This window comes from Furfurilactobacillus curtus (assembly GCF_054657915.1).
This window is the reverse complement of record NZ_BAAHXU010000001.1, coordinates 1179096-1204063: the sequence shown is the minus strand read 5'-3', so window position 1 is coordinate 1204063 and position 24968 is coordinate 1179096. Positions and strand designations below refer to the sequence as shown.

Below are 24968 nucleotides of genomic sequence, written 5' to 3'. Positions count from 1 at the left end.
TTTAGCAAATCCTATTTAACTTGTTGTTCAATCGCACTCTTTGTCAGTTGCTGTTCTAGCAGTAGCCGATCATTAGCTGAGATCTGAGGCTGTCGCTTTAGTGCAGCAGCCATTTTTTGGGCGACAATGGCCTGCAGTGCGTCTTGTTTAGCAGGATCCTTCATAAGTTTAGCCAATTGCTTAGCTTGTGAAGTGCTCAGCGTTAGCCAACTGTTTGGCACTTGAAACACATCTTGTCGGGAAACGAGTTGTCCGCCTTCACCAGACAAGCCAAACAACATTTGGGTCCAGCCATTTTGATATCGCCAGCGGGTGGTCTTAGTCATCAAGGTTGCGTTACTAGTGGCGCTAATGGCACGCACTTTAACGGTCGTATGCTGGCTGGGTGTGGCCTGTGGTTTTGTCTGTGAGGCGTTGGTCCGATAGAGATAAATTTTTTCCTGACCGTTACCCAGGGGTTGATACAGTAAAATGTTTGGTTGACCAGCATGTTGGTTCGGCGTGCTGCTGACCAAGGTTTGCGTGGAGGTGGTGCTGACCTTTTTCAAACCGAAATGGTAATTATCATTCGCAATGAGCAGGCCAATCATGCCCATGAATACGACTAATGAGCTGATGATCGTGATGGTACGAGCCGAACTAGCGGTCATCAAAACGACGCTGAGAAATAAACTCAAGGTGGCGAGAATTAATAACGTAATAACCATTAGCCACGCCTCCTTGAATTACCTGGCTTAATTCGAAAAGCCAAAACCAGCCCAACTAACGCAAAGATGGTTGCCGTTAAAAAGGCAGCGTGATAACCAGATAGGGTCGCGTTGATTGCATGGTTGCGATAAGCCAATGGCGTGGTATGTAACAGTGCTTTGGCCGGCATCTTATTTTGAGTCACATTGGTCAAAATTGAAATTAAAATGGCCGTCCCCATTGATGAAAAGACTTGACGTCCAGTGTTGTTAACTGAAGTGCCATGACTAAGCAAATTAATTGGGAGGGCGTTCATGCCCGTGGTTGTGACCGGCATCATGACCATTGCAATTCCGAACATCCGAATCGTGTAAAGTAACGTCACGAAGATAATTGGTGTGTTTTCCGTCAATGTGACGAAAAAGGCCGTCCCGACGGTTAATAAGAACATCCCAGTAATCGCCAAGCGACGAGCACCAATCCGATCAAAAATTCGACCAGTAATCGGACTCATGATCCCCATCATTAAGGCCCCAGGTAAGAGGATTAATCCAGAATGAAACGCTGATTCGCTGCGAACGGTTTGAATATATAATGGCAGGACCATTTCGGCGCCGACCATTGCCATATTCACGACGGCGACTTCGATAACGGATAATGTGTAGGCTGGCGAGGAAAAGACGCGTAGTTCCAAGAGCGGATTGTCGATGGTTAAGGAACGCCATACGAACAATCCGACAAAGACGAGACCAATCACTAAGGTTGTTAAGACGATTGGATTAGTCCAAGAACTTGAGCCAACACTACTAAAGGCATACAGCATACTGCCAAAACCAATGGTGGATAAAATAACTGAAAGCCAATCTGCGCTCGTCTTTTTGGTGGGGAAAATTTTGCGCATTGTAAACAGTGCAAGGGTAAACACAATCACTGGAAATGGCAGAATAACGACGAACAGAGAGCGCCATGAATAATTGAGTAATAACCAACCTGATAAAGTTGGGCCGATTGCGGGGGCCAAACCGATGACAATTCCGGCTAATCCCATGGCCGACCCACGTCTTTCTGGCGGAAAGATCGTCAACATCGTGGTCTGAAAGACGGGCGCCGTGATCCCCACCGCAATCCCTTCGATGAGTCGACCAGTTAGCAATAGACCGAATGTCGAGGCAGTCATACAGATGAAAGTTCCGACAAAAAAGATTGCCATGGCAGCGAGATATAATAATTTCGAACTAAATCGTTGCAATAAAAAAGCAGACACGGGGATGGTAATTCCCATAACGAGCATGAACCCAGTCGTGAGCCACTGAACAGCATCAGCGTTGATGTTAAAAGTCCGCATCAAGGTCGGAAACGCGGTCGTCAGGGTAGTTTGAACAATAAATGTACTGAATGTCCCGATAAGCATCGTGATGACGAGCAACAGGCGATTAAATGGCTTGCCGTTCGCGTCAACGACCTTAAATTCTGAAATCGATTCTGACACGAAAAGGCCTCCTTTGGCGTAAGATAAGTGTGATTTAAAAAACAAAAAATCCGGCAGCATTCAATTATACACGTTTTACTAATAAAATGTTAGCGACGTCGTATGGGTGATTGATTAAAAAATGAGATAAATAGTTGTTTTTGATTGACCTAAAGGCGCGCAGTTATTAGGATGAACCAGTGTTAGTTAAGGGATAGAGAGAAGGAACTTCAATGAAGAAAACGACAATGGCCAGTCTTGCCGCGCCGTTTGTTTTGGCGACCGGTGTAGCCGGGATTTCTGAACGTTTATATCAATACGCTTTTAAACGGGTTAACCAAGTCCCTGAAACCTCCGCAGAAAAGCAAAAATATGCATCCGTCTACTATGACTATGTCAAGTGGTTACGCGACCAACCAACGGAAACATGGATGTTGCATGAAGATGATCCACAGCAACAATTGGTGGCGACTTACTTAGCTGCAACGCCGGCGAGCAAACAAACGGTGATTATCTCCCACGGTTATAAAGGTAATGGAGAGACAATGGCTAACTACGCACAACTCTTCCATGAATTAGGGTATAACGTGTTGTTACCGGATGATCGGGCTCATGGCAAATCGGCCGGCCGCTACATTACCTTTGGCTGGTTGGATCGCCTAGATTATTTAGACTGGCTAAAACGCATCATTAATCACGACGGCGAAGAGGTGCGCATTGTTTTATTTGGCGTTTCTATGGGCGGAGCCACGGTTGAAATGATGAGTGGTGAGCAGTTACCAGATCAGGTTCGCGCAATTATTGCGGATTGTGGTTATTCTAGCATTGATGACGAGTTAGTTTATCTGTTGAAACGAAACTTCCACCTACCAAAGTATCCCTTTTTGCCCGCTGTAAGTGCCATTAATCGGCGACGATTGGGGTTTAATTTAAACCAAGTGTCTTCGGTAGCTCAGTTAAAGCGCAATCATCGACCGATTTTATTTATTCATGGTGAGAAAGATGTCTTCGTCCCCGCCAGCATGTTAGAAGAAAATTATGCGGCCACTCAAGGACCGAAAGTAAAATGGATCGTGCCCAATGCGACACATGCTGAAAGCTTTTGGGTGGACCCAGCCGCTTATCAGCAACACGTGCGTGACTTTCTCCAACAATATGTCGTGGATTCAACGCCGCTACCAATCGCTGAATAATAATGGCTTAAGCTTTTTGATCGATAAATAATCGATAAGATGAGGCTAAATCTGAATCAAAACCAAAAATTGACTGGTAACTTAAACTTCCATACAGGTGATTACTGCCGGCAATCCGAACTTCGCGGGCGTGCGGCTGGAACGCCGTGGACCTGCGTTGAACCCGGAAAAGCGCCGATTTCAAAGCCAGGTCTTATCGTAAGCGAAATGCGCTAACGATAACAACACAGGCTGAGCCGATGCCCGCTACGTTCAAATTGACCTACTTGCGAATTAACTCGTTTATTTTTCACAATCATGTGGGTGGCGTGTCCGTCTCGGTAATGGCAAAAATTCGCAGCACATAAATTTTACGTAGCGCATAAAGGCGACCTTCACATGATGATTCACTCATCATGTGAAGGTCGCCTTTAATATTGGTCACTAACCAGCTTACTCGTGCTCGACATCACCCAGCTTGTTTCACTCTGATTCATTGTCGAGCTCCGTCAGCCTGCTCCTTGTGCCTAGCCCAGTCTGAGCAATTGGCCAAGATCGCCAACCACTCAGACTCAGCTAGTGCTCAGGATCACCCGGCCGACTCTGCTCTAAGTCTTTGTCGAGTTACACAAGCCTGATGTCTGTGCCTAGCCCAGCCTAGTCAATTGGCCAAGATCGCCAACTGCCTAGCCTCAGCTAGTGCTCGACATCACCCAGCTTGTTTCACTCTGATTCTTTAATTAGCCGCGTCAATATCACGTCTTTGATAGCCGACCAAACCAACGATCACGATGACTAAAGCAATCCCCAACTGCCACCAGAACGTTGGCCATTGGACAGCCACAGCTGGTACGCGGCCGATAAAGCCAAAGGGCGTCAATTTTGTGGCCCAACTTGGTAGATCAAGTAAGCGACCGAAGTAACCGACACCAAAGGTTAAGCCTAAGTATCCCCAGTTGAGGGCGATTAGGCGCGGAAGCCAACCAACTAGACAAACGCTGATGGCCACCATGACTAACATCGGTGCCAAGTTGGCCGTAAAGGCGTTCACGAATAATTTTGTGGCTAAGGGGTGCTTCAGAACACTGTTGGCCGCAATTTCTAGACCAGCAACACTGGCGGCTAACGTTATCGTACTAGTGAGGAGGCCCAGGCAGGTTAAGGTGCCATTCAGGCGTAGCCGACTGATCGGCCGAGCGTGCAAAGATTCAAAGAACCCTTTTTTCTCGTCACCAACGAGTCGATTGATGATTTGAATGCCAGGAATAGCAGAGACGACGGCGAAGATAATCATTAACATAGCGATGAATGATTTAAGAATTTGGGTTTGCGCAGCGGCAGCGGCATGTGGATCGGCCAATAAGCGCATGGTCAAAGGATTCGTTTTCAAAATGCCAGCGACAGTGTCAAACACTGAGCCATACATGGCGGCAAAAAGAAACATGCCAATAACCCAGATAAGAATGGTGTTGCGTTCTAGGCGCCAGAACAAGCCAATGGGCCCCTGCAACATGAAGGAAGCCGATTTTCGACCGGGACGAGTCGCAATAATCCCGGCATTCAAGTCGCGGTGGGATCGCAGGAAGATGGCACCCCCAATAAAGATCGCTGAAGCAATTAACATGAATAAAGCGGGCAGCCAGTTGTTCTGCCGATAAGTTTGAAATTTTTCCACCCAACCTAATGGTGACAGCCAGGTGTATTTCGGATGAGAAACGTCGGCTGCCATACGACTGAGATAGGCAAGTCCAAAAATCGCATAGGAGAGACCAGTGGCTGCGCGGCTACTTTCAACGAGTTGAGCTAAGAGAATGGCAAGTACGCCGAACATCAGACCGTTGAGTCCTAGCCCAATGCCTAAGACAAAATTACCGGCAGTATCGGTGCCACGCAGGCCAGCAAATTGCAGTCCAAACGAATACAATAGGGCTAATGTACCATTAAGAACCAGTAGCTCGGTGATGGCGGCGGTTAGCGTCGCATAAGGACCAACGGCGTGAGCAGAAACCAATTCGGTGACGCCTGAGTCTTCGTCACCACGGGTGAGCGAAATGGCAAAACTAAAATTCATAATCGCCCCAAAAATGGCCATAAAGACCGTCATTTCCGACGCAAAGATGTCTGCGGTGGTATAAGGCCCACCTGGCAGCCGTCCGAATAATGAAATCATTGCTGGTGTTTTAAGGGTCGTAATAATTTGGGCGATCGCTGTCTTAGTCCCGTAAAGGTCGTTGAACTTAAAGGCGACACTAGCAAATAGACCAGCCATGACGAGCATCCAAGTGGTCATTTTTAGCCAATCGCGACGTAAATTGATCGCTAGTATACGACCAGTTCGAAAATAAGCACGTTTAGGCATGGGGTCTCACGTCCTTTGCGGTTGGCTGATCAATTGGATCTGTGGTCGTTTCCCCATAATAACGGAGGAATAAGTCTTCCAAAGTTGGCGGCGTACTCTGCAAGCTAGTGACATTATGAGCCGCTAGATAATCTATGATCTTAGGCATCGCCTCGGAGTCGGTTGCAAAAGTGGTGGTGTGATGTGCGGCATCGGTAGTGACTTGATGCACACCTGTTTGTTGGGCGAGGTCAGTGAGCGGCTGCTCGGTGGCGACAGTAATTTGTGTGCGGGTTAAATGGCGCATTTCGGTTAAGGTACCTGTTTCGATAATTTCTCCGGCGCGGATGATCCCAATCCGATCACACATGCGCTCCACTTCAGACAGAATGTGACTGGACAAGAGAACCGATTTGCCTTGTTGTTTTAACGCCAGGACGGCGTCTTGAAAGACACGTTCATTAAGTGGGTCTAGGCCCGATGTCGGTTCATCAAAGATATAGAGATCCGCATCTTGAGAAAGGGCGGCAATCAAGGCCACCTTTTGGCGATTTCCTTTCGAATAAGTACGTGCTTTTTTAGTCGGATCGAGGTCAAATTTCTTGAGTAGTTCATCTGTGCGGACGTTGTGTGCTTGGCCGCTCAGCTTTAAGAAGAGATCAATAATTTCGCCACCAGTTAAGTTTGGCCACAAGTACACATCACCGGGAACGTAGGCCAACTGACGGTGAATGCTGACCGCGTCGTGAAAGACATCCTTGCCAAAAATAGTGGCTGATCCTGATGAGGCCCGCAATAGTCCCAGTAATGTGCGAATAGTTGTTGATTTCCCGGCGCCGTTGGGACCGATAAAGCCGAAGACTTCCCCCGGACGTACATCAAACGTAATATTTTTAAGCGCCTGAAATTTGCCGAAATGCTTTTGGAGATGATCTAGGTGGACCACTGGGTTTACAGTTGGATTTGAACTTGCCATGATTGTCACTCCTTATAATTGAACTAATAAACAATCGATAGTTCAATTTTTAACGCCAGTGTAGAGCTGACGACAGGTGGTGTCAATAAAATCACTTGTAAAAAATGAACTATTGATGTATACATAATTCAAAAGTGGATAAAGTCGACTTAGAAAATGAACTATGCCCAGAAAAAAGGTGATTAAGATGGACGGGAACCAATTGCGCAAGGTTCGTAAACGCCAAGCAATTCTGAAGGCGGCCAATCAGCTGTTCATTAAAAAGGGTTATCAAGAAACTAGTGTGGCTGAAATTGCCAAAGCAGCCGGTGCATCACAAGTGACGGTTTACAAGTATTTCCCAAGCAAGTTACAACTTGGGCGGGCGGTTGCCATTGCATTGATTGAGGATGGGTATCAGTATTACGGGGCAATGTTGGTTGATCCGCAATTAGATTTTATGTCAAAAATGAAGAAAATGATGGTTGAGGCCGCTCAAGAATCCAACACGTTATCGCCAAGCTTTTATCGGTTATTAGTGGCAGAAATGCGGGGCGATAATGGCGATCATTCAGTACAACGTAGTTACGACCGTCAGAAAGCAGCTTTCTGGCATCGATTGTTTGAACAGGGTCGTGCTGAAGGCAAAATTGATGATGCCATTACCGATCGCGCACTCATGATCTACGTTGATATGTACGTCACTTATGTTCAGCGTTTAAACGGAAAAGCAAAGGATTCAACCGTGCTAGATGCTCTACATGCGGATGGTGAGCAAATTATTCAGCTGTTTTTTTATGGGTTGATCGGGGACGTAGGATAATCGTGGTTTGTTTGAACGTGCTAAGGTATGGGGATAAGTGATCATTATAGGCGCTGAACAGAATGGAGAGGAGTGTTCAAATGGGTGAACCACAAGTCGCGTCTGAACAACAGCAGTTGGTACAAATTATTAATTATTCACGTCATATTTTGGGTACTGATCGGTCTGGACATGATTTCTTTCACGTTCAACGGGTTGCCAAATTGGCGGAGCGCATTGAGGCTAGTGAGCAAACCGGACAGCGGCTCGTGATCTTGGCGGCAGCGTATTTGCACGATGTCGTGGATGATAAAGTGGTTACCGATTCGATGGCCGCCCACCAACAATTAAGTGATTATTTGAATCATATTGGTGTGAACGCAGCCCAAATCACAGCCATTTTTGAAATTATTGATCATATGTCATTTAGCGATAACCTTGAGCATTCACAAGCCTTGAGTCAGGCCGGACAGGTTGTCCAGGATGCGGATCGCATGGATGCCATTGGTGCAATTGGCATTGCTCGTGTCTTTACTTATGGTGGTCGACATCAGCGGGTGCTCTACGATCCCGACATTGCGCCACGCACGCAACTCACTAAAGCGACGTATCGCAACGAACAAGGCACGACGATCAATCATTTTTATGAAAAATTGTTGCTGATTAAAGACCAACTGAACACTGAGACAGCCAAACAATTGGCAACCGTTCGCCAACAAGTGATGCTCGATTTTTTGGCCGAATTTAAACAAGAGTGGTCTGGTGAAGCTTGAATCATCGGTCAAATAATAGTTTCGTTATAAAACGTGCCCGCAACAGGACAGGCTTTCAAGCCTATCCTGTTGCGGGTATTTTAACGTGTTTAACTTAGCGCTGCTGAGGCGATTCCGTTGTTAATTGATCTTGAAGTAATTGGGCTAGTTGATTTAATGGCGACGTGGGTGGTAATGGACGGCTCAAAAAGTAAAATTGGCGGGTGAATTGGGGTCCTAGCGATTGATAGGCAACCTGCTGTGGCAGGACGTTTTGCGACACGATTGTTTGTCCAATGCCTTGGGTTAAGAGGCGAACAATGATGTCATTGTTATTGACAACCATGACTTGTTTTGGCGTGAGGTTGTGCTGGGCTAGGTAACGATCAGTGTAATGGCGGACGCCGGATCCAGCCTCACGTAGCAACCACAATGGCCGCTTGGGATCACCAGCATGAACAAGTTGATCGGTGAAAAAAGCCCGTCGAGCAATACCACTGGCCGTCAGTGGTTGTTCGATGAAGCCAAATTCCAAATTATGAGCCACAAGTTCGTCGACAATCCCCGCCGAATTCATGAGTAAGAGTTGACAATCAAATTCTTGTAGCGCAGTTTGTGGCAATTCGGCGATGATCGGTGGCAGTTGGGTCGCCGCGATGGTGTTTGAAACGCCGATCCGACAAGTGACGTGTGGCTTAGTCGCGTGTTGAACCTGATCGACCAATTCTTGCCAACGATCCGTTAAGACTAAGCCCTCCTGATACAAAAGGTCGGCCGCGGCGGTTGGTGAAACACCGTGATGATTGCGGGTAAACAGTGGTGTTCCTAGCGTCTGTTCGAGTTGTTGAATCTGAACGGAGACGGTTGGCTGCGAGATGTATAGTTGCTCGGCGGCTTGCGAGAAGCTGCGGGTCTCATAAACAGCTTGAAAGACATTGAAAAATTTAATCATGGGTTCCCTTTCATAGATAAATGTAATAACAAGAATTTAGCATATGTATTTCCACTTGTAACGCGTTTTGGCTACGATAAGACCATCAATTAACGATGGGAGTCAGGATCAATGAAACAGCCAAGTGTTGATCGAAGTAGTATGGGGCGCAAGATTGGGCCCGGTTTGTTGGTTGCGATTGTCATTGCAGTCATTAGCCAAGGCCTAGCCCAAGTGATTCCATTAGTCGGGGGGCCGACCATTGCCATCTTACTTGGCATTGTGTTGGGTAATACGTTTATTCGTCAACCACAATTGGAACCTGGTACGCGTTATGCGGAAAGTAAATTGTTGGAATTTTCGGTGGTTCTGTTAGGGGCGACCGTGACGGTGCAAACGATCAGTCAAATTGGCTGGTCTGGCGTCCTATTTATTTTATGTCAGATGACGATTACGATCTTGGCGGCCATCGGTTTAGGTAAGGCGCTACATTTTAACGAAGGCACGACCTTGTTGATGGCTGGAGGTAATGCGGTCTGTGGATCCTCTGCAATTGCCGCAATTGCACCAGCGATCGAAGCTGATGAAGCGGATCGCGGGATGGTGATTACTTTGGTCAACTTGATGGGGACGATATTGATGTTAGGCCTGCCAGTTGTCGGACAACTTGTCTTTGGCAGCATAGCCTTAACTAAAGGGGCGCTTATCGGTGGCACCCTGCAATCAGTTGGTCAGGTGGTGGCCAGTGCCAGTATGATCAATCCGGCGACAGTTCAATTCGCGACGTTGTTTAAAATTATGCGGATTATGATGCTTGTCGTTGTGGTCTTCTTATTTGCTCGGATCCATGCCAAACATTTGGCTACTGAAGCACAAGAAGGTGCCTCAATTAGTGGAAATGGTAGTGGCAAAGTGTTGCCTTGGTATGTGGCGGCCTTTTTGGTCTTTTGCTTAATCAACAGTTTGGTGCGTTTGCCTCAGATGGTCAGTGTCAGCGCACATTGGCTGAGTGGTTGGTGCGAAATCACCGCGTTAGCAGCGATCGGTTTGCGGCTAAACTTGCAAGCCTTCCTGCGTGCTGGTAAACGGTTTGCGTTATACGGACTTGGCGTTGGGATCGTACAAGTGGTGACCGCATTATTGCTCATTGCGCTGTTGATCCACTAGTTAATGGCTGAGTTTTAACGTACCGATCGAGGGAAAAACATTGTTGCAAAAATGAGTTAGCGGACGTGCTAGCAGCTTTATTGTTTGGTAATTTTATTGATGAGGTGGCGTGACATGGTCAAGAAGTATTAAGCCTTGCCTTATGTGGTAGGAGGAACTAAATCGTTATCTTAATCACAGCAGCTTTAAACAATAAAAATGTCAAAGCTTCCACCGTACATTAAAACGTACCGGTGATGGTGGAAAGGGTTTCGCATTGAGTTGTTTTGACCATTAACTTTATTGAATCCTCCTTATATTTAAAGACGATAAACCCCCTCAACCAACTTTAACTGGCTGAGGGGGTTCATTGTATAGTAAGGATGTTCCTAATTTTAAAATTTAGTCTTGGTGATCCAATGAATGGCGATATTCACCACACCAGAAATGGCCACGACAACACTGAGTGCCAAGTAAATTGGCAGTAAATGGTGTTGGGCCCAAGTGGCGACTGGCCATTGCAACAAACCAGCACTCAAACCAATGAGGCCGAGCAATAAGGTATAGGTCGCCAAACCAGTGCTAGAATTACGTAAATCGGCACTACTGAGGTCAAAACCGCCGACACTCAAATTTGTGACAAACACCAACCACACTAGTATGTGGATCATGGCTGCCCCGATGGGGATATTGGTCACCGGTGCGTGAAACAAGGTGCCAACCTGCGGGTTGACCGCAAAGGCGAGCCAGTTAGCTGATACGGTTGGTAGTAACCAAGCAGTCAGACCGAAAATTAAAACGCTGACACCGACAATGGGCGCAAAGCCGATAAAAAAGTTGCCCATTGTTTGATAGGTACTTCCACTGTTCCAACGATGATTGACGTAGCCGAGGGTGAGCGCTTCTGGGTCATCAGGGGCTTGCTGCGGATGTGCAAATTTAATCAACCGAACACCGGTTATTTTGTGGGCGAATAATAACGCCATTAACAAATGGCTGGATTCGTGGATAATGATGCCTAGTGCACCGAGGTAGACCTGCGAATTGATGCCAAAGTGACTGGCTAGGACTTGTTTGCTATTGCGATTAATGATTGTCAGTACCCAACTAAAGAAAAGTGGCAGCCCTAAGCCATAGAAAAAGGTGGTCAGCAGACTAATCAGAACTTGCTGACCAAAATCGGCAATCGTCATGTTAATCCTCTTCTAAATCGGTAAAGGTGCCATGAACTAATTGCGCGACTGCGGCAGCATTAACTTTAACAGAGCGACCAATTTTACCGGAAGAGACAATGATATCGCCTTGAACTTGGGCAGCGTGATCAAAGTAAATCGGATATTGGTATTTTTCCCAGATACCGATCGGTGTATTAGCGCCGTGTTCGTAGCCGGTTGTCTTTAGCAGGTCTTTTAATGGCACCATGCCGACTTTTTTATTGCCAGAAGCGGCGGCTAATTTTTTGTAGCTCAGGTGGGTGTCTAACGGGACAACGCCGACTAAAGGACCAGTGACGTTGCCGGTTAAGACTAATGTTTTATAAATGTGATGTTCATCATAGTCTTCGTGGTTAACATCTAACTGAGCGACGTCACCGGCTTGGTGAGTGGCAAATTCAATTTGTTGATAAGGAATAGCCGCCTTATCTAAAATTTTTTCGACCAAGGTTTTTTGAAGTTTCTTTTTCTTTGCCATAACAGATAACCCTCTTTTAATTGGTACGGACCTAAACATAAATTGGATGGACCAATATTTTTCTGGTATACTCACACTAGACAGTATACAAGAGAAAGGAACCGAGCGTCGACATGGCAGACCTAGTTTATAAAAACGTTATGCAGGATCTGAAGCGCCGGATCAATGACAACCAGTTTCCGGATAAACGGTTGCCTGACGAACGCAGCTTAAGCGACGAGTATCAAGTGAGTCGTTCTTCGGTGAAGCGCGCCTTAAACGTGCTCGCCCAACAAGGGATTATTTTTAAGAAACGTGGCTCAGGGACCTTCGTGAACCCATTGTATTTAAAGAATCAGGCCGTGTTTAGCTATGAAGGCCGTAATTTAGGGGTCACAGACTCTATGCGAGTCGACGGCAAACATCCGGGCATTAAGCTACTAGATTTCCAAGTTGTGCCAGCGACTACCGAGCTACAACAGGATCTCTTCTTAAATGACGATGATTTCGTTTATCAAATTAAACGGCTGCGGCTGCTTGATGATGAGCCGGTAATGATTGAAACAGGCTTTATCCCGATTAAGATTATGCCCGAGTTATCTTCGACCGTGGCATCCAGCTCAATTTTCAACTACTTAGAAGACATTAAGCACGTGTCAGTGACCAAGTCTTTTATGACTGTTGCTGCTGAACCATCGACGAGTGAAGACCAACACCTATTAAGCTTGAAAGCAACTGAGCCAGTGGGTGTCCTTGGTGGGATTTTTTTCTTGGATGATGGCACGCCCTTTGAAGTCTCGAATATGCGGATTCATTATCAATTCATGAAATACAATACCTTCGTGGATTTGGATGCTGATTGATGATTTTTAAATTGAAAATATTTTTGGCTATTCCATTTCTTTGTCTGGCTCGATCAGTGTAAGTGAAGTAGTAGAGACCTTCTTCGATTAGTGTTCTGAGCTCCTTCAATCTCGTTCAAATAATTTTTGTCACTTAGTTAGTGCATTTGTAGAAACGTCGTAGGAAGCAACATAATCCTGAATGGTTAACTCTGTCTTCAACACATCTTGGATGATTTTGTACTTTTCTTCAGCATTGTACTTGGTTCTAGGCATAGAAAAAGCCCCTTTAAGTTGATACAGATGAATTATTATTTTCATCCATCAACTTAAAGGGGACTATAGCAGTTGCAGCTTCCAAGGCACTTTTATTAGTTAGCGTGGTTATTCGGTATTTTCAAAGATACAAAGGATAAATAGTTTGTGCAAATTCGATTGCTAATCATCTAAAGGTGCGTCCTCAATCACGGTGCCGGCTTCTGGACCAGCATTCAATGTCAGCGTGCGATCGATACTGATGACCACCGCCGCAATGGCTTTTGGTAATTTATTTTCAGTTGCATAAGCAGTCGCGTCGTCAAAAATCTGCCCACTTTCGTAAATCTTGACATGACCTTCAACCCGAAAGCCCTTTAAGCCAGGAAATGGATGGAAAGCAACGGCAATCTTCCCGTTAGTTTGCAAATTGTGCCAAGCTTGTCGACCGGTTTCTTCGTTGTAAATCAAATGTTCGTCGTCAAGAATCCGCATCGTACCTTTAGGGCCAACCTGTGGGTTACCATTTTCATCAACAGTTGCAATAAAAGCAAAGGCCCGGTTAACGAGGTCCTTCATCTCATCATTTAATTTTGCCATGTGAAACCCTCCAAATTATAAGCAATTAATTCGATCTAGGCTGAGTATAAATCACCTTCGAATTGGCGACCAATATTTCGCCTTTTGATTTCCGAGTTGGCACCATTAAGCAAATTAAGCTTTGCAACGCGATATTACGCCGGCGATGACTTAGTAAAAAAGGTATCGCACCGAATTTGGTTTGTGATTAATGGAACTGGCATAAGCTGGTGCTGAAAATGCGGCGCGGCTGTCTTGGTGATGAAAAATCGAAGTTTGGGCGAAAGTCTGAAAGCTCGCGCAAACTGCGAAATATAGATGAGTTAACCGTAAAGTAGATCAATCTGGACGTATCCCAGATTGGTCGGCAGTGTCTCTTTCTGTAAAAATTAAATCTGATGTTAAGTTGCGCAGGTTTGTTAATACTTTGCTTTGGTTAAAACGCGCTTGCCAGAGCTAAGTCCTGTGTACAACCAGCAACCACTACCGGGTGAAACCCACCCGTCCGTGGTTTCCAGTTGTACCCGGTCTGGCTCACGCTCTTTCCTAAACGCGCTCGCCATTGCTGAAGGTTGCGCCCAACTAACAATTGTAACCGGGCCAAGACCGCCCAATTATGATTGTCTGTTGGTGCCCACCTTCACTCACGATGGTTCACGCTCTCCGATTTTAAACCTTTTTATGTTCCTTTTAAGCTGCAATTTGTTAGGATAAGGGCAGATTAGCGGGTCAACTGAACACGTGAATCCCAGTTGATTTTCACTATGACGTAAGCGGTGAAGGTACCTTTTGATAATTGGGTCGTACCAATTTTCTAAAAGGTTGACTTTTATTCAAAAGTGTCTATCATAGAGACTGTAAATTAACCGGAAAAATGTCGGCTGATTTCACAGCAAATTTCGTATTATTAATCTATTTGAAGGAGTGTACCTATTCATGGCAGTTGATTACGACTCACAAGAATACTTGGACACAGTTGACGCCTACTGGCGCGCAGCTAACTACCTTTCTGTTGGTCAATTGTTCTTAAAGGACAACCCATTATTGAAGGGCGACTTAACCGCTGAAGACGTTAAAGTTAAGCCAATTGGTCACTGGGGGACAATCGTACCTCAGAACTTCATTTACGCACATTTGAACCGTGCGATCTTGAAGTATGACTTGAACATGTTCTATATCGAAGGTTCAGGTCACGGTGGTCAAGTGATGGTTTCAAACGCCTACCTTGATGGTTCATACACTGAACGTTACCCACGCATCACCCAAGACGAAGCGGGGATGCAACGTTTATTCAAGCAATTCTCATTCCCAGGTGGGGTTGCTTCACATGCTGCTCCTGAAACACCAGGTTCAATCCACGAAGGTGGGGAACTTGGTTACTCACTTTCACACGGTGTTGGTGCGATCTTAGATAACCCAGATGTTATCGCTGCTGTTGAAATTGGTGATGGGGAAGCTGAAACTGGCCCATTAGCAGCATCATGGATGTCCAGCAAGTTCATCAACCCAATTCACGACGGTGCTGTATTGCCAATCGTGCAAGTTAACGGGTTTAAGATTTCTAATCCAACTATCCTTTCACGGATGAGCGATACTGATGTAACCAAGTACTTCGAAGGTCTGGGCTGGTCCCCAATCTTTGTTGAAACTGATGGTGACGATCACAAGCAAGCTCACCAAGACATGGCTAAGGCCATTGACCACGCTGTTGAACAGATCAAGGCGATCCAAAAGAACGCCCGTGACAACAACGATGACTCATTACCTGTATGGCCAATGATCGTGCTTCGTGCACCTAAGGGTTGGACGGGTCCTAAGAAGGACTTAGATGGCAACCCAATTGAAAATTCATTCCGTGCGCACCAAGTGCCAATTCCGGTGGACTCAAACCACATGGAACACGTTGACATGTTGATGGACTGGATGAAGTCATACAAGCCAGAAGAATTATTCAACGAAGATGGTTCACCAAAGGACTTCTTGTCAGCTGTTGCACCTAAGGGTGACCAACGGATGGCGATGAACCCAATCACTAATGGTGGTATTCACCCAGAACCATTGAACTTGAACGATGTTCGCAAGTTTGCTGTTGCTGATGCAGACTTGAAGGACAACAAGAAGCAACGCATGGACATGGAAGTTCTTTCCAAGTTCACTGCTGACACGATGAAAGAAAACGAAAACACGTTCCGGATCATGGGACCTGACGAAACGATGTCAAACCGTCTCTGGGATGTCTTCGGTGTCACGAACCGTCAATGGATGGAAGACATTCATGAACCAAATGATGAATTCGTTGCGCACTCAGGCCGTGTCTTGGATTCACAATTATCTGAACACCAAGCTGAAGGTTGGTTAGAAGGTTACGTTCTGACTGGTCGTCACGGTTACTTTGCAACTTATGAATCATTCGGTCGTGTTGTGGACTCCATGTTGACTCAACACTACAAGTGGTTACGTAAGGCGCAAGAACAAAACTGGCGTCATGACTACCCATCATTGAACATCATCAACACTTCCACTGTTTTCCAACAAGATCACAATGGTTACACTCACCAAGACCCAGGTATGATCGGTCACTTGGCTGAAAAGGGTCATGAATTGGTTAACGAATACTTGCCAGCCGACGCTAACTCCTTGTTAGCTGTTATGAACAAGGCTTTGCAAGGTCGCGAAGAAATCAACTTGATCGTTGCTTCCAAGCACCCACGTACGCAATGGTTCTCCATTGATGAAGCAACCGAATTGGTTAACAACGGTTTGGGGATCATTCCTTGGGCTTCAAACGATGATGGTGCAGAACCTGACGTTGTGATCGCTTCTGCCGGGACTGAACCAACGATGGAAGCTTTGGCATCCATCACGCTGTTACACGACAGCTTCCCAGACTTGAAGATTCGTTACATCAACGTGGTTGACTTGCTCAAACTTCGTAAGAAGGGTGACGACCAAGACGACCGTGGTTTGACGGACGAAGAATTCGACCGTTACTTCACCACTGACAAGCCAGTTATCTTTGCCTTCCATGGCTTCGAAAACACCTTGCGTGGTTTGGTTTACGACCGTCACAACAAGAATATCCACTTCCACGGTTACCGTGAAAATGGTGACATCACCACACCATTTGACATGCGTGTCTTGAACGAATTGGACCGCTTCCACTTGGCTAAAGATGCTATCAACGCAACGCAGTACGCTGAATCTGCTGGCGAATTTACTCAACACATGGACGACATGGTTGCCAAGCACAACCAATACATCCGTGACGAAGGTACTGATTTACCAGAAGTCAACGCATGGCAATGGGAAGATATCACTAAGTAAGCTCAAAATAATTTTGAAGAGCGTCACTGTTCAATTACTGAATAGTGACGCTCTTTTGTGTAATTTGGTTTGTTTCTCCAATAGCCATTCTAGGAACTTTTTGATTTTCTGAGAACAGATGTTAGCTTTTGCTAAGTATGTCTCCTATTATTTGAACATCACATTGGAGGAATTTTTATGGCACAAGGTAACTTACTTGAACGGAAGGGTGATAAACGGCCCTTTCCAATTATTGATGATCACATCGCTGTTGGACGCCTTTGGGGATTGTTTATTTACCCAATTGTTTTATTTACTATTTTAGCTTATGCATCTGGTGAAATTCATGTAGATAGTCAGACGGAATGGCTTTTGAGTTTTGCCATCTTACCAATGATTTTATTTCTTGGTGGTTATTGGTTGATCAGTGGACAAGTACCTTGGAAGTTATTTCATCGTGTTTCTGGCAAGGAATGGCGCCACACATTATTATTATTTTTGTTGCAGTTAATTTATAGCGGACTTATTCAAATTATTTTCGCCGCTTTTCAAGCTAAGACACAGGCGAATGCCAACGCTGCACAGATAGGTGGACCCGATCGTTGGCCATTATTTTTTCAATCGACGTTTAGCGATCTATTTAGTTTAATGAATGAAGAAATTGTCGCAATTGGCGTTTTTTTAGCTTTTGCAGCGATCTTATTACAACAATTTCATTTAAAACGTAATGTGGCCATTTGGAGCGCACTGGGTGTTTCAATGTTTGTTTTTGGAATGGTTCACTTTGTTACTTACGATTGGAATATTCCTCAAATGCTATTTGTAATTGGGGTTTCAAGACTTTTTGTTACTGGATCTTATATTTATTCAAAGAGTATTTGGACTTCATTTGCGATGCATTTTACATTGGACACCGCAATTTTTTTGCTTGCAACGTTAGCGGCTCATTAACTAACAAGGTTAGGTATAATACCTAACAATTTCGTTTGCTAATTGAATACCAGTGTTTATGTACAGCATGGTGGTGTTAAAAGCGCCTTTTGTTGAATTTATTAATGTTAGATTTACGAGAGCGGGACATAAGTCGGTAAGTGATGAGCACTAAGGGCGAACTGGCAACGATGATAGTTTATTCATCGTTGCCAGTTCGCTTTTAGGCGGAGTCACTTGACTTATGTCCCGTATTTTGGCGATTTAGATTTTAGTTTTGTTTATTTAGAATGAAAAATCTGTGATTAACCACAGATTTAATTAGGTTTATTCAGTTCGACCATTTTCTCACTTGCTCTTCTTATTATTTTTTTGCTGATCACGTCGTTCTTCCGGTGTCAACAGATCTTTAACGTGGAACTTAATCGAGGTGACTGTGTAACCCGTCATCGTTCGCACAGCGGAAGTAACTTTCCGAGTAATTTTATCAAAGATATCGTTAGCATCTTTACCATATTCTAAGGTGCCATCTAATTCTAGTTCAACGGACTTATCATCTGTATCAATATCGGCTGAAACGCCCTGATCTGGTTTATTACCACCGATTTGCGAGGAGATATTATCAAAGATGCCACCCTTTAATTCAATGACGCCATCAACTTCTTGAGCCGTTTTTCCGGCAATTTTTTCTAAGACATCGTTGTCGAAGATTAATTCTTTTTTGGTCGTTGCTTCTGACATAATTAGTTTCCCTCCGTTTTTAACCTGAATTTAGATGAGTTTAAATTATTCAACTTCTCTTGTTTCGGTGGAGTGTGACGAATTCGGTTTGCCCTTTGATTGCTCTTGCCAATCACGTTTACTCATCACGTCGTTAATGTGTAAATTCAATTCAACAACGTCAAGATCAGTGAGCCCTTTAATGTCACGCACAACACGCTGAGTGACTTGGTCAAATAATTGATGGATGTCTTTACCGTATTCGACAGTAGCATTCATGTCCAAAGCGACTTGTTTCTTGCCAACTTCCGCATCGATACCTTGTGTTGGATCGGCTTGGTTACGAAAACGATCGGTGATACCGCTAAGCATGCCGCCATCAAGTGATAAAATTCCATCAACATTACGAGCCGCTAAACCAGCAATTTTTTCGATAACCCCGTCATCGTAACTTAACGTATTTTTCATTGGTGTCTGTGTTGATTTTGCATCGTTATCCATTTTCAATTACCTCTCGTGGGCGTGTTTTATTGATCTGATAAAAACCGGTTAATTTGAGTGGAAATTTGTTTGCGGTCGATCTTAACGTACTTGCCAATAAGCGCCCCAATACCAGCGATAATGGCGACTAAAATCATGCTCCAAAAGCCGTCCAGAACCCAGGCGAACCCTAGGATAAGTCCGACTAGGGCACCAAACATTGGTGGTTTCATTCAAAAATCACTCCCTTCATTAAACGACGCGAGTATCGCGTTGGTGTGGACTAATGGCTGGTTCAATCCTGATATGACGGTGCCGCAATTTGAAATCTAGCTGATCATGTAAATATTGTTTAACAACCGCTAACACATCGTTGCCTAAATTTTTGAACGGTTCAGCTTCTAAAAAAGTTGCAATTCCTTGTACACTGACGTCAACTTTTTGTTTCTTGTTGTGCGCTCGTAGGTTGACTGTGACATGGCCCATATTGGTTGATGATTCAATCCGATATTTTAGATCGTGTTCCAACGCACTTATCGGTAAAGAAACTGTTCCTCGCGGTCCTTTGAATGAAACGGTAGCGACGGTCCGTGGCTTAAAAATACCGACCAGTAGGATGAGGATACCGGTAATTATCACGATGGCGCTTAATCCAATCATGATGATTTTAATAACCTCAGGATTTAAAGCAATCCAATGATTGATCCATGATGGTATCCAAGGAGTTTTTATGCGCGCCCATATTGTTAGACAACCCAATAGGATGACGGCAATTCCACCTAAACTCACCAGCCATTTTGTTATTCGTTTCATGGACATCTATCCTTTCTGGTTGATTAACTAAATCTTATTTTCTTTATTAGTTTTTCTCAAAAAATATGCTTATTGATGGAATGATCTTATTTTATAAATCTCTTTTATAGCGGCATTAAACGGATAGGAACTAAAATACTTTGTTAACAAAAGCACATTATTTTGTACTTTTATTCAGACATGCTAGCATCGGTTCCACAGTAAACAAAGATAAGCCTATAGGAGGAACTCACTATGATTACAATTTTCCATAACGAACTAGGACATCACCGGATTCATTTTCCAAAGGGGAAGTACATTACTTTTAACCTTATTCACCCTTCGCCGACATCGGCTTATCGGATTGAAATTCTTGATACTAATCTGGAAGGTGTAAAACGACTTCAAGTTCGCTTCAGTCATTTAGGGCAAATCCTCCAATTGCGAGATAATCAATTAAGCTTTCAGCTGATTTAAATAGGTGGACGCTCAGTTTAATTGTCGACTTGAATAAATTGAGCAGGTTGTGTTAAAAGCAGATAATTTGAACCGCTAATGCAAATTCTGTAATTTTGTGGCACGAAAGAGAATTTAACGGTTTTTAAAGGAGAAGTGCCGTATGGTCCAACAGATGCATATTGCTGCGACGGTTAACAGCGACTTTGTGAAACCGCTTCAAGTGTGCCTGTTATCAATTTTGCAGAATAATCCTAGCATGAATATTTACTTCCATATCATTGGCGAACGCCTTAGTGAAAGTGAGCAAGCCTCGGCCGAAGTGTTAATTGAACGATTTACTCAATGCCGGGAAATTGAATTTCTTAACCCTAATAGAGCGCCTTATGAAGCGGCCAGGACAGACTCTAAAATTCCAACAGCTGCCTATTATCGGCTCGATTTACCGCAGATGCTGCCGAAACTTTCACGGCTGCTATACATCGACTGTGATATGGTCTGCGTCGATGCATTGATGGAATTGTGGCAGACAAATTTGCAGGGGAAAGTTATCGGAGCGGTTGAAGATGCTGGTTACGTCCCTCGGCTGAGCGAAATGGGTATTGAGTGTCAAGATCAGACCTACTTTAACTCAGGCTTGCTATTAATCGATATGGATGCTTGGCGGGAACAAGATATTACTGTTAAAGCCCAAGAATTTATTCAACAACACGGAGAGCTGCTTTTATACCACGACCAAGATGTTCTAAACGCAGTTCTTGCTGACAATTGGTATTATCTGCATCCCCGCTATAACGCACAGTCGCGTTTAGTCCGTTACGAACAGATTCACGCTGATCCACATCGAGAACAGTTGGCTGAAGAAGCGCGACAACAGCCAGCTATTATTCATTATTCTGGACGAAGTAAGCCATGGATTACTCAAGGCGTTCGGCTGCATCCATGGCGTCGTGCTTATCAAAATTATGAAGCATTATTGCATCGCTTTTCACAATTACAACGCGATTAGCGGGACCTACTTAAGGAGGAATAGGATATGACAACTGACGTGATGTTATTCGATCGGGAACAGGCACCAGTTTTGTGGTTGCAACGTGGCGAAACCGTTAATTTAGGCGCAGATGGCGATTTTGAGTTGCGATTTGACGAGCAAGCCAACGCTTATGAATTACTAAAATCACCATTTGGTAAGGGTGAACAAACGCCAAATGACCAATTCTTCTTTTTCCAGGACCTCTTTGAACTAGCGGTTAAACAAGGTTATGCCATTGGGAATAGCGCTGAATCAGCTCAGCCAATTAAGGAAGTAGAATTGGTGCCCGGCATTGGGCAAGATAATTCAAAACAAGTATTACGTTTGTACCTTAAGTGAGGGAGGGCCAATCATGCCTTGGACATATAAAGACTATCCCAGTTCCTTTAAGAACATGAACGTTAAGACGCGGCATAAAGCAATTGACATCGCTAATGCTTTGAAGCGAGACAAATACCCTGATGATCGGGCGATCCCCATCGCCATCAAACAAGCTAAAGAATGGTACGAAGATCATGTTGAAGGTAACCAAAAGTCGTAACATTTCCCCCACTGGATCAGGAGGATACCACCATGGAACCCAATTTAATTGACCCACGGCACATGTTTTATACGGACAAATTTGTTAAACAAGATCAACCCACCCCAGCCATACAAAATCAAATGCAGCCGCAGCCTGATTGTGGTGAAGAAAGTTACCAGGGACATGACGAATTAAAAGATCGTCGGGTGTTAATTACTGGTGGTGACTCAGGCATTGGTCGAGCAGCCGCAATTGCTTTTGCGCGAGAAGGCGCTGACGTCGCCATTCAATTTCTCCCCGGTGAACAAAGCGATGCGCAAGAAGTTAAACACTATATTGAACAAGCCGGCCGTAAAGCCTTACTGCTACCGTATGATTTGCGCGATGAGGCGGCGCCACAACAACTTGTTCAGCAAGTCGTTGACACTTTTGGAGGCTTAGATACATTGGTATTAAATGCTGCCCAACAAATTGCAACCGAAGACCCTTCACAGCTATCGATGGCACAGGTGCGAGATACGTTTACGATCAATATCATTGCGATGATGGCGATCGTTAAAGAGGCGCAAGGTCATTTGCCACCAGGATCAGCCATTGTAACCACAACTTCAGTTCAGGCTTTTAATCCTAGTCCACAGTTAATCGATTACGCAGCTACTAAAGCTGCAATCGCTAATTACACGATTAATTTGTCACAGATCATGGCAGAACATGGCGTGCGCGTTAATGGAGTAGCACCAGGACCGATTTGGACGCCATTACAACTGGACCATGGGCAACCGCAATCTGCCATTCCAGAATTTGGTCAGAGTTCATTAATAGGACGAGCCGGTCAACCTGCAGAATTGGCACCAGTCTATGTCTTTTTAGCCTCCAATAAAGCAAGTTATGTTACTGGTCAGATATATGGAGTTACTGGTGGCGAGGCGATTAACCTTTGATGCGAACTTGATGGGTTTCACGCTTGGTTGGCAATTTTGTGACGATATAATAGCGAAAAAAATAAGGTTTGCACGTTCATAATGGAACGGTGCGAACCTTATTTTTGGGTATATCAACTTCCTAAAACACTTCGCCATTTTTGCCAACTATTGGTTTCACTATAACGTTTGCAACTTTCAAGAGCACCATGACTAAGTCTTTGCCATTCCGTCTCAGAAGCTAATAACACTTGTGTGATCCGGCTTGCCATTGCCTCAATATCTCCGTTGTTGACTAGGTAACCATTTTTTCCATTACGGATGATTTCACCAGGTCCGTATGGTGCATCCATAGCAACGATTGGGGTACCATGTTGACAAGCTTCAACCAGCGACATGTTATAGCCTTCATCTCGGCTAGTCGATAAGGCGACCATGGCTTGATCATAAACTTTGTTAATGTTGGGCGTGTAAGGGGAAAAGTTGACCGCTGTTTCTAAGTTATTACCTTTAATCTGTTGTTGTAACTGTACGAATAAATCTGGATCATTAGTTAACCCATGAATCGATAATGTTGCTTGAGGAACAATTTGTTTTACCTTAGCAAACGTTTCTATCAGCCGGGGCAAAGCTTTTTGATAGCTGATTCTAGCGATTGCAATACAATGAAAAGATCGACGTTGATCAAATCGCAAAATCGGTTTGTCGTAGTCTGCTAACACGACTGGAGGAATAGCAGACACCTTCAATTGGACGGGCATTCGTTGACTTAGGTCAGCAGCTTCTCGATGAGAACCACAGATTAACCCTGTAATTTGGTCAGCCATTTTTTGAACTAAAAGTAAAAATGGAGGTAAGTTTCCTAAAATTGGATGTTCAAAATAATCTGTCATGATGTTGTGCTCGTAAACAAATAGTTTGGCTGGCCTTTGTTTCATATATTTTGTCGGTGCTAAGGTAGCAACTTCAAAATCAGATATAAAAGCATTGTCTTCACCGGTGTTCTGATTCATCACGTCGTAAAAGTATGCGACTAATTCTGGCAGGCCAGAAAAAATCTGTTTGACTTGACCCAAATCATCGAATACGACATAGCTGTGCGAAGTTAGTTGACTATGGTCAATGCGGCTCAGATGATGTTGAATTCGGCGTCGATGATGTGCATCATAGTATATCTCTTGGTTTAAGTTACCTGTTTGGTCATAGAAGCAAGAACAATTTAAGAAACCACGGCTATCATAACGATTAGTTTGCACAAATTTTCCATTGATACCATACCAATCAATGGTCATGATGCGTGCATTTGCGAAGGCCTCGATTGTCGCAACAGGTTCTGCCGTGATGACTTGAATTCGGACATTATTGGCGTTAACTGCTTGCCAATACACAGTATTCACTCGTTGCCACGGAAGCGATAAATCAATAAGATCTTTAGCTGTCAAATTGACAGTAGGAACATCAACAACTCCTTGGTACCAATCAAAGCAGTTTATATAATCATCAGTCGTCAATCCTAAACGAGTCGCATAGTGATTATTTTGAGCGTTGGGTAATACAGTTAAAAATTTAATGTTTTTTCCGTGATGTTTGAATAGTTTTCTACGCTTGATCTGAGCATGCTCAACACCGGATACATTCCAGCGAAACCAATCAGTCAGAAAGAAAATCATTAAATTCACCTTGTTTCCGTGGTTTAAAGCGGTTTGGTTAGCTATTAGCCAAAGGTTGCTTGATTGACGAACGTTATCCGGGCTAAACCATTTTCAGATTTCATTATGGCATAAATTCAGTAATAAAACGTTTAAATATATGTGCACGCTAATGACTTTATTGCAGATTTATTTGTTATCGATCCCGAAATTGGTGAATTTCCCAAAAAACTTTGTTACAAAAAGCACATAATTTTATCTTGCTTTGTAGACATGTTAGTATCGAGTTTATTAATAAAACTAATAGAAATCATTACATTGGAGGATTTAACTATGATTACAATTTTTCATAACGAACTTGGCCGACACTGCGTTAACTTTCCTAAAGGTAAATACATCACGTTTAACTTAGAGCATAGTCCTAAGACAACCGGCTATCGATTGGAGATATTGGATACTAATTTGGTTGGGCTCAAGCAACTACAATTAAGTTTTAATCACTTAGGTCAAATCTTTCAGCTACACGAACAAGCTTTGAGTTTTCATTTAATTTAAAGGTTAAGC

26 protein-coding genes and 1 pseudogene are annotated in these 24968 nt (G+C 44.1%); 13 read left to right on the top strand and 14 right to left on the bottom strand.

Translation table 11 applies throughout. The annotated features are described in order from the left end of the window. Positions 1–11 precede the first annotated feature (11 nt). Positions 12–707 (bottom strand): DUF4811 domain-containing protein, encoded by a 696-nt coding sequence (locus ACYQ0Y_RS05830; RefSeq protein ID WP_407884495.1) that lies wholly within the window; start codon positions 705–707, stop codon positions 12–14. After that, the gene (locus ACYQ0Y_RS05825) at positions 707–2164 is read right to left on the bottom strand and encodes an MDR family MFS transporter (protein ID WP_407884555.1); all 1458 of its coding nucleotides are present in this window, start codon (positions 2162–2164) and stop codon (positions 707–709) included. Before ACYQ0Y_RS05825 ends, ACYQ0Y_RS05830 begins: the two co-directional genes overlap by 1 nt. A gap of 224 nt (positions 2165–2388) precedes the next feature. On the opposite strand from ACYQ0Y_RS05825, the gene ACYQ0Y_RS05820 reads away from it, so the two are divergent. Further along, positions 2389–3348, top strand: a complete 960-nt coding sequence (locus ACYQ0Y_RS05820; protein WP_407884497.1) for an alpha/beta hydrolase — start codon at positions 2389–2391, stop codon at positions 3346–3348. A 715-nt stretch (positions 3349–4063) separates the two neighbouring features. Here ACYQ0Y_RS05820 and ACYQ0Y_RS05815 read toward each other — a convergent pair. Beyond that, the gene (locus tag ACYQ0Y_RS05815) at positions 4064–5686 is read right to left on the bottom strand and encodes an ABC transporter permease (protein ID WP_407884499.1); all 1623 of its coding nucleotides are present in this window, start codon (positions 5684–5686) and stop codon (positions 4064–4066) included. Then, positions 5679–6641, bottom strand: coding sequence for an ABC transporter ATP-binding protein (locus tag ACYQ0Y_RS05810; protein ID WP_407884501.1), 963 nt, complete (start codon positions 6639–6641; stop codon positions 5679–5681). Before ACYQ0Y_RS05810 ends, ACYQ0Y_RS05815 begins: the two co-directional genes overlap by 8 nt. 163 nt (positions 6642–6804) lie before the next feature. On the opposite strand from ACYQ0Y_RS05810, the gene ACYQ0Y_RS05805 reads away from it, so the two are divergent. Together ACYQ0Y_RS05805 and ACYQ0Y_RS05800 are read left to right on the top strand one after the other, a co-directional pair. After that, entirely contained in the window at positions 6805–7443 is a 639-nt protein-coding gene (locus ACYQ0Y_RS05805) for a TetR/AcrR family transcriptional regulator (protein WP_459935464.1), read from the top strand. An 80-nt stretch (positions 7444–7523) separates the two neighbouring features. Next, positions 7524–8195, top strand: coding sequence for an HD domain-containing protein (locus ACYQ0Y_RS05800; protein ID WP_407884505.1), 672 nt, complete (start codon positions 7524–7526; stop codon positions 8193–8195). Between the two features lie 94 nt (positions 8196–8289). On the opposite strand, the gene ACYQ0Y_RS05795 is transcribed toward ACYQ0Y_RS05800, so the two are convergent. Continuing rightward, on the bottom strand, positions 8290–9126 hold the full coding sequence (locus ACYQ0Y_RS05795; RefSeq protein WP_407884507.1) for a LysR family transcriptional regulator: 837 nt from the start codon (positions 9124–9126) through the stop codon (positions 8290–8292). A gap of 111 nt (positions 9127–9237) precedes the next feature. Here ACYQ0Y_RS05795 and ACYQ0Y_RS05790 point away from each other — a divergent pair, with 111 nt between their 5' ends. After that, complete coding sequence (locus ACYQ0Y_RS05790) at positions 9238–10272, top strand: YeiH family protein (protein ID WP_407884509.1); 1035 nt, start codon at positions 9238–9240, stop codon at positions 10270–10272. Positions 10273–10646: 374 nt separating this feature from the next. Here ACYQ0Y_RS05790 and ACYQ0Y_RS05785 read toward each other — a convergent pair whose 3' ends face one another. Beyond that, on the bottom strand, positions 10647–11444 hold the full coding sequence (locus tag ACYQ0Y_RS05785; RefSeq protein WP_407884511.1) for a hypothetical protein: 798 nt from the start codon (positions 11442–11444) through the stop codon (positions 10647–10649). A 1-nt stretch (position 11445) separates the two neighbouring features. Continuing rightward, the gene (locus ACYQ0Y_RS05780) at positions 11446–11943 is read right to left on the bottom strand and encodes an aminoacyl-tRNA deacylase (RefSeq protein WP_407884513.1); all 498 of its coding nucleotides are present in this window, start codon (positions 11941–11943) and stop codon (positions 11446–11448) included. 113 nt (positions 11944–12056) lie between these two features. Here ACYQ0Y_RS05780 and ACYQ0Y_RS05775 point away from each other — a divergent pair, with 113 nt between their 5' ends. After that, the gene (locus ACYQ0Y_RS05775) at positions 12057–12785 is read left to right on the top strand and encodes a GntR family transcriptional regulator (protein ID WP_407884515.1); all 729 of its coding nucleotides are present in this window, start codon (positions 12057–12059) and stop codon (positions 12783–12785) included. 129 nt (positions 12786–12914) lie between these two features. On the opposite strand, the gene ACYQ0Y_RS05770 is transcribed toward ACYQ0Y_RS05775, so the two are convergent. Together ACYQ0Y_RS05770 and ACYQ0Y_RS05765 are read right to left on the bottom strand one after the other, a co-directional pair. After that, positions 12915–13040, bottom strand: coding sequence for a hypothetical protein (locus tag ACYQ0Y_RS05770; RefSeq protein WP_407884517.1), 126 nt, complete (start codon positions 13038–13040; stop codon positions 12915–12917). 162 nt (positions 13041–13202) lie between these two features. Then, a complete protein-coding gene (locus tag ACYQ0Y_RS05765) occupies positions 13203–13619 on the bottom strand; it encodes a pyridoxamine 5'-phosphate oxidase family protein (protein WP_407884519.1) in 417 nt (138 codons plus the stop codon). A gap of 915 nt (positions 13620–14534) precedes the next feature. Between ACYQ0Y_RS05765 and ACYQ0Y_RS05760 the strand changes: the two genes are divergently transcribed. Continuing rightward, positions 14535–16922, top strand: a complete 2388-nt coding sequence (locus tag ACYQ0Y_RS05760; protein WP_407884521.1) for a phosphoketolase family protein — start codon at positions 14535–14537, stop codon at positions 16920–16922. 177 nt (positions 16923–17099) lie between these two features. Then, positions 17100–17852 (top strand): CPBP family glutamic-type intramembrane protease, encoded by a 753-nt coding sequence (locus tag ACYQ0Y_RS05755; protein ID WP_407884523.1) that lies wholly within the window; start codon positions 17100–17102, stop codon positions 17850–17852. Between the two features lie 327 nt (positions 17853–18179). Here the strand turns inward: ACYQ0Y_RS05755 and ACYQ0Y_RS05750 are convergent, their stop codons facing one another. The 4 genes from ACYQ0Y_RS05750 to amaP are packed head-to-tail and all read right to left on the bottom strand — an operon-like array spanning position 18180 to position 19844. Then, positions 18180–18572 carry an Asp23/Gls24 family envelope stress response protein gene (locus ACYQ0Y_RS05750; RefSeq protein WP_407884525.1) on the bottom strand — a complete coding sequence of 131 codons (393 nt, stop codon included), beginning with the start codon at positions 18570–18572 and terminating at the stop codon, positions 18180–18182. A 45-nt stretch (positions 18573–18617) separates the two neighbouring features. After that, on the bottom strand, positions 18618–19052 hold the full coding sequence (locus tag ACYQ0Y_RS05745) for an Asp23/Gls24 family envelope stress response protein (protein WP_407884527.1): 435 nt from the start codon (positions 19050–19052) through the stop codon (positions 18618–18620). Between the two features lie 26 nt (positions 19053–19078). After that, complete coding sequence (locus ACYQ0Y_RS05740) at positions 19079–19264, bottom strand: DUF2273 domain-containing protein (protein WP_407884529.1); 186 nt, start codon at positions 19262–19264, stop codon at positions 19079–19081. A gap of 19 nt (positions 19265–19283) precedes the next feature. Next, positions 19284–19844 carry an alkaline shock response membrane anchor protein AmaP gene (gene amaP / locus ACYQ0Y_RS05735; RefSeq protein ID WP_407884531.1) on the bottom strand — a complete coding sequence of 187 codons (561 nt, stop codon included), beginning with the start codon at positions 19842–19844 and terminating at the stop codon, positions 19284–19286. A 234-nt stretch (positions 19845–20078) separates the two neighbouring features. Between amaP and ACYQ0Y_RS05730 the strand changes: the two genes are divergently transcribed. From ACYQ0Y_RS05730 to ACYQ0Y_RS05710, 5 genes and pseudogenes are all read left to right on the top strand, one after another. After that, complete coding sequence (locus ACYQ0Y_RS05730; RefSeq protein ID WP_407884533.1) at positions 20079–20300, top strand: hypothetical protein; 222 nt, start codon at positions 20079–20081, stop codon at positions 20298–20300. Positions 20301–20442: 142 nt separating this feature from the next. After that, on the top strand, positions 20443–21288 hold the full coding sequence (locus ACYQ0Y_RS05725) for a glycosyltransferase family 8 protein (protein ID WP_407884535.1): 846 nt from the start codon (positions 20443–20445) through the stop codon (positions 21286–21288). A gap of 27 nt (positions 21289–21315) precedes the next feature. After that, the gene (locus tag ACYQ0Y_RS05720) at positions 21316–21651 is read left to right on the top strand and encodes a hypothetical protein (protein ID WP_407884537.1); all 336 of its coding nucleotides are present in this window, start codon (positions 21316–21318) and stop codon (positions 21649–21651) included. 13 nt (positions 21652–21664) lie between these two features. After that, positions 21665–21850, top strand: a pseudogene (locus ACYQ0Y_RS05715) (DUF2188 domain-containing protein); the annotation flags it as partial. Positions 21851–21885: 35 nt separating this feature from the next. After that, positions 21886–22776, top strand: coding sequence for an SDR family oxidoreductase (locus ACYQ0Y_RS05710; protein ID WP_407884538.1), 891 nt, complete (start codon positions 21886–21888; stop codon positions 22774–22776). Positions 22777–22889: 113 nt separating this feature from the next. Here ACYQ0Y_RS05710 and ACYQ0Y_RS05705 read toward each other — a convergent pair whose 3' ends face one another. Then, positions 22890–24425, bottom strand: a complete 1536-nt coding sequence (locus ACYQ0Y_RS05705; RefSeq protein ID WP_407884540.1) for a glycosyltransferase — start codon at positions 24423–24425, stop codon at positions 22890–22892. A 312-nt stretch (positions 24426–24737) separates the two neighbouring features. On the opposite strand from ACYQ0Y_RS05705, the gene ACYQ0Y_RS05700 reads away from it, so the two are divergent. Continuing rightward, the gene (locus ACYQ0Y_RS05700) at positions 24738–24959 is read left to right on the top strand and encodes a hypothetical protein (RefSeq protein ID WP_407884542.1); all 222 of its coding nucleotides are present in this window, start codon (positions 24738–24740) and stop codon (positions 24957–24959) included. The last annotated feature ends 9 nt before the right edge of the window (positions 24960–24968 follow it).

Coding starts and splice junctions, on each gene's coding strand:
- ACYQ0Y_RS05785 (WP_407884511.1), bottom strand. CDS start 11,444: ATGACGATTGCCGATTTTGGTCAGCAAGTTCTGATTAGTCTGCTGACC.
- ACYQ0Y_RS05710 (WP_407884538.1), top strand. CDS start 21,886: ATGGAACCCAATTTAATTGACCCACGGCACATGTTTTATACGGACAAA.
- ACYQ0Y_RS05775 (WP_407884515.1), top strand. CDS start 12,057: ATGGCAGACCTAGTTTATAAAAACGTTATGCAGGATCTGAAGCGCCGG.
- ACYQ0Y_RS05760 (WP_407884521.1), top strand. CDS start 14,535: ATGGCAGTTGATTACGACTCACAAGAATACTTGGACACAGTTGACGCC.
- ACYQ0Y_RS05780 (WP_407884513.1), bottom strand. CDS start 11,943: ATGGCAAAGAAAAAGAAACTTCAAAAAACCTTGGTCGAAAAAATTTTA.
- ACYQ0Y_RS05820 (WP_407884497.1), top strand. CDS start 2,389: ATGAAGAAAACGACAATGGCCAGTCTTGCCGCGCCGTTTGTTTTGGCG.
- ACYQ0Y_RS05705 (WP_407884540.1), bottom strand. CDS start 24,425: ATGATTTTCTTTCTGACTGATTGGTTTCGCTGGAATGTATCCGGTGTT.
- ACYQ0Y_RS05725 (WP_407884535.1), top strand. CDS start 20,443: ATGGTCCAACAGATGCATATTGCTGCGACGGTTAACAGCGACTTTGTG.
- ACYQ0Y_RS05740 (WP_407884529.1), bottom strand. CDS start 19,264: ATGAAACCACCAATGTTTGGTGCCCTAGTCGGACTTATCCTAGGGTTC.
- ACYQ0Y_RS05765 (WP_407884519.1), bottom strand. CDS start 13,619: ATGGCAAAATTAAATGATGAGATGAAGGACCTCGTTAACCGGGCCTTT.
- ACYQ0Y_RS05810 (WP_407884501.1), bottom strand. CDS start 6,641: ATGGCAAGTTCAAATCCAACTGTAAACCCAGTGGTCCACCTAGATCAT.
- amaP (WP_407884531.1), bottom strand. CDS start 19,844: ATGAAACGAATAACAAAATGGCTGGTGAGTTTAGGTGGAATTGCCGTC.
- ACYQ0Y_RS05830 (WP_407884495.1), bottom strand. CDS start 707: ATGGTTATTACGTTATTAATTCTCGCCACCTTGAGTTTATTTCTCAGC.
- ACYQ0Y_RS05770 (WP_407884517.1), bottom strand. CDS start 13,040: ATGCCTAGAACCAAGTACAATGCTGAAGAAAAGTACAAAATCATCCAA.
- ACYQ0Y_RS05700 (WP_407884542.1), top strand. CDS start 24,738: ATGATTACAATTTTTCATAACGAACTTGGCCGACACTGCGTTAACTTT.
- ACYQ0Y_RS05750 (WP_407884525.1), bottom strand. CDS start 18,572: ATGTCAGAAGCAACGACCAAAAAAGAATTAATCTTCGACAACGATGTC.
- ACYQ0Y_RS05730 (WP_407884533.1), top strand. CDS start 20,079: ATGATTACAATTTTCCATAACGAACTAGGACATCACCGGATTCATTTT.
- ACYQ0Y_RS05790 (WP_407884509.1), top strand. CDS start 9,238: ATGAAACAGCCAAGTGTTGATCGAAGTAGTATGGGGCGCAAGATTGGG.
- ACYQ0Y_RS05795 (WP_407884507.1), bottom strand. CDS start 9,126: ATGATTAAATTTTTCAATGTCTTTCAAGCTGTTTATGAGACCCGCAGC.
- ACYQ0Y_RS05745 (WP_407884527.1), bottom strand. CDS start 19,052: ATGGATAACGATGCAAAATCAACACAGACACCAATGAAAAATACGTTA.
- ACYQ0Y_RS05805 (WP_459935464.1), top strand. CDS start 6,805: ATGCCCAGAAAAAAGGTGATTAAGATGGACGGGAACCAATTGCGCAAG.
- ACYQ0Y_RS05720 (WP_407884537.1), top strand. CDS start 21,316: ATGACAACTGACGTGATGTTATTCGATCGGGAACAGGCACCAGTTTTG.
- ACYQ0Y_RS05800 (WP_407884505.1), top strand. CDS start 7,524: ATGGGTGAACCACAAGTCGCGTCTGAACAACAGCAGTTGGTACAAATT.
- ACYQ0Y_RS05755 (WP_407884523.1), top strand. CDS start 17,100: ATGGCACAAGGTAACTTACTTGAACGGAAGGGTGATAAACGGCCCTTT.
- ACYQ0Y_RS05815 (WP_407884499.1), bottom strand. CDS start 5,686: ATGCCTAAACGTGCTTATTTTCGAACTGGTCGTATACTAGCGATCAAT.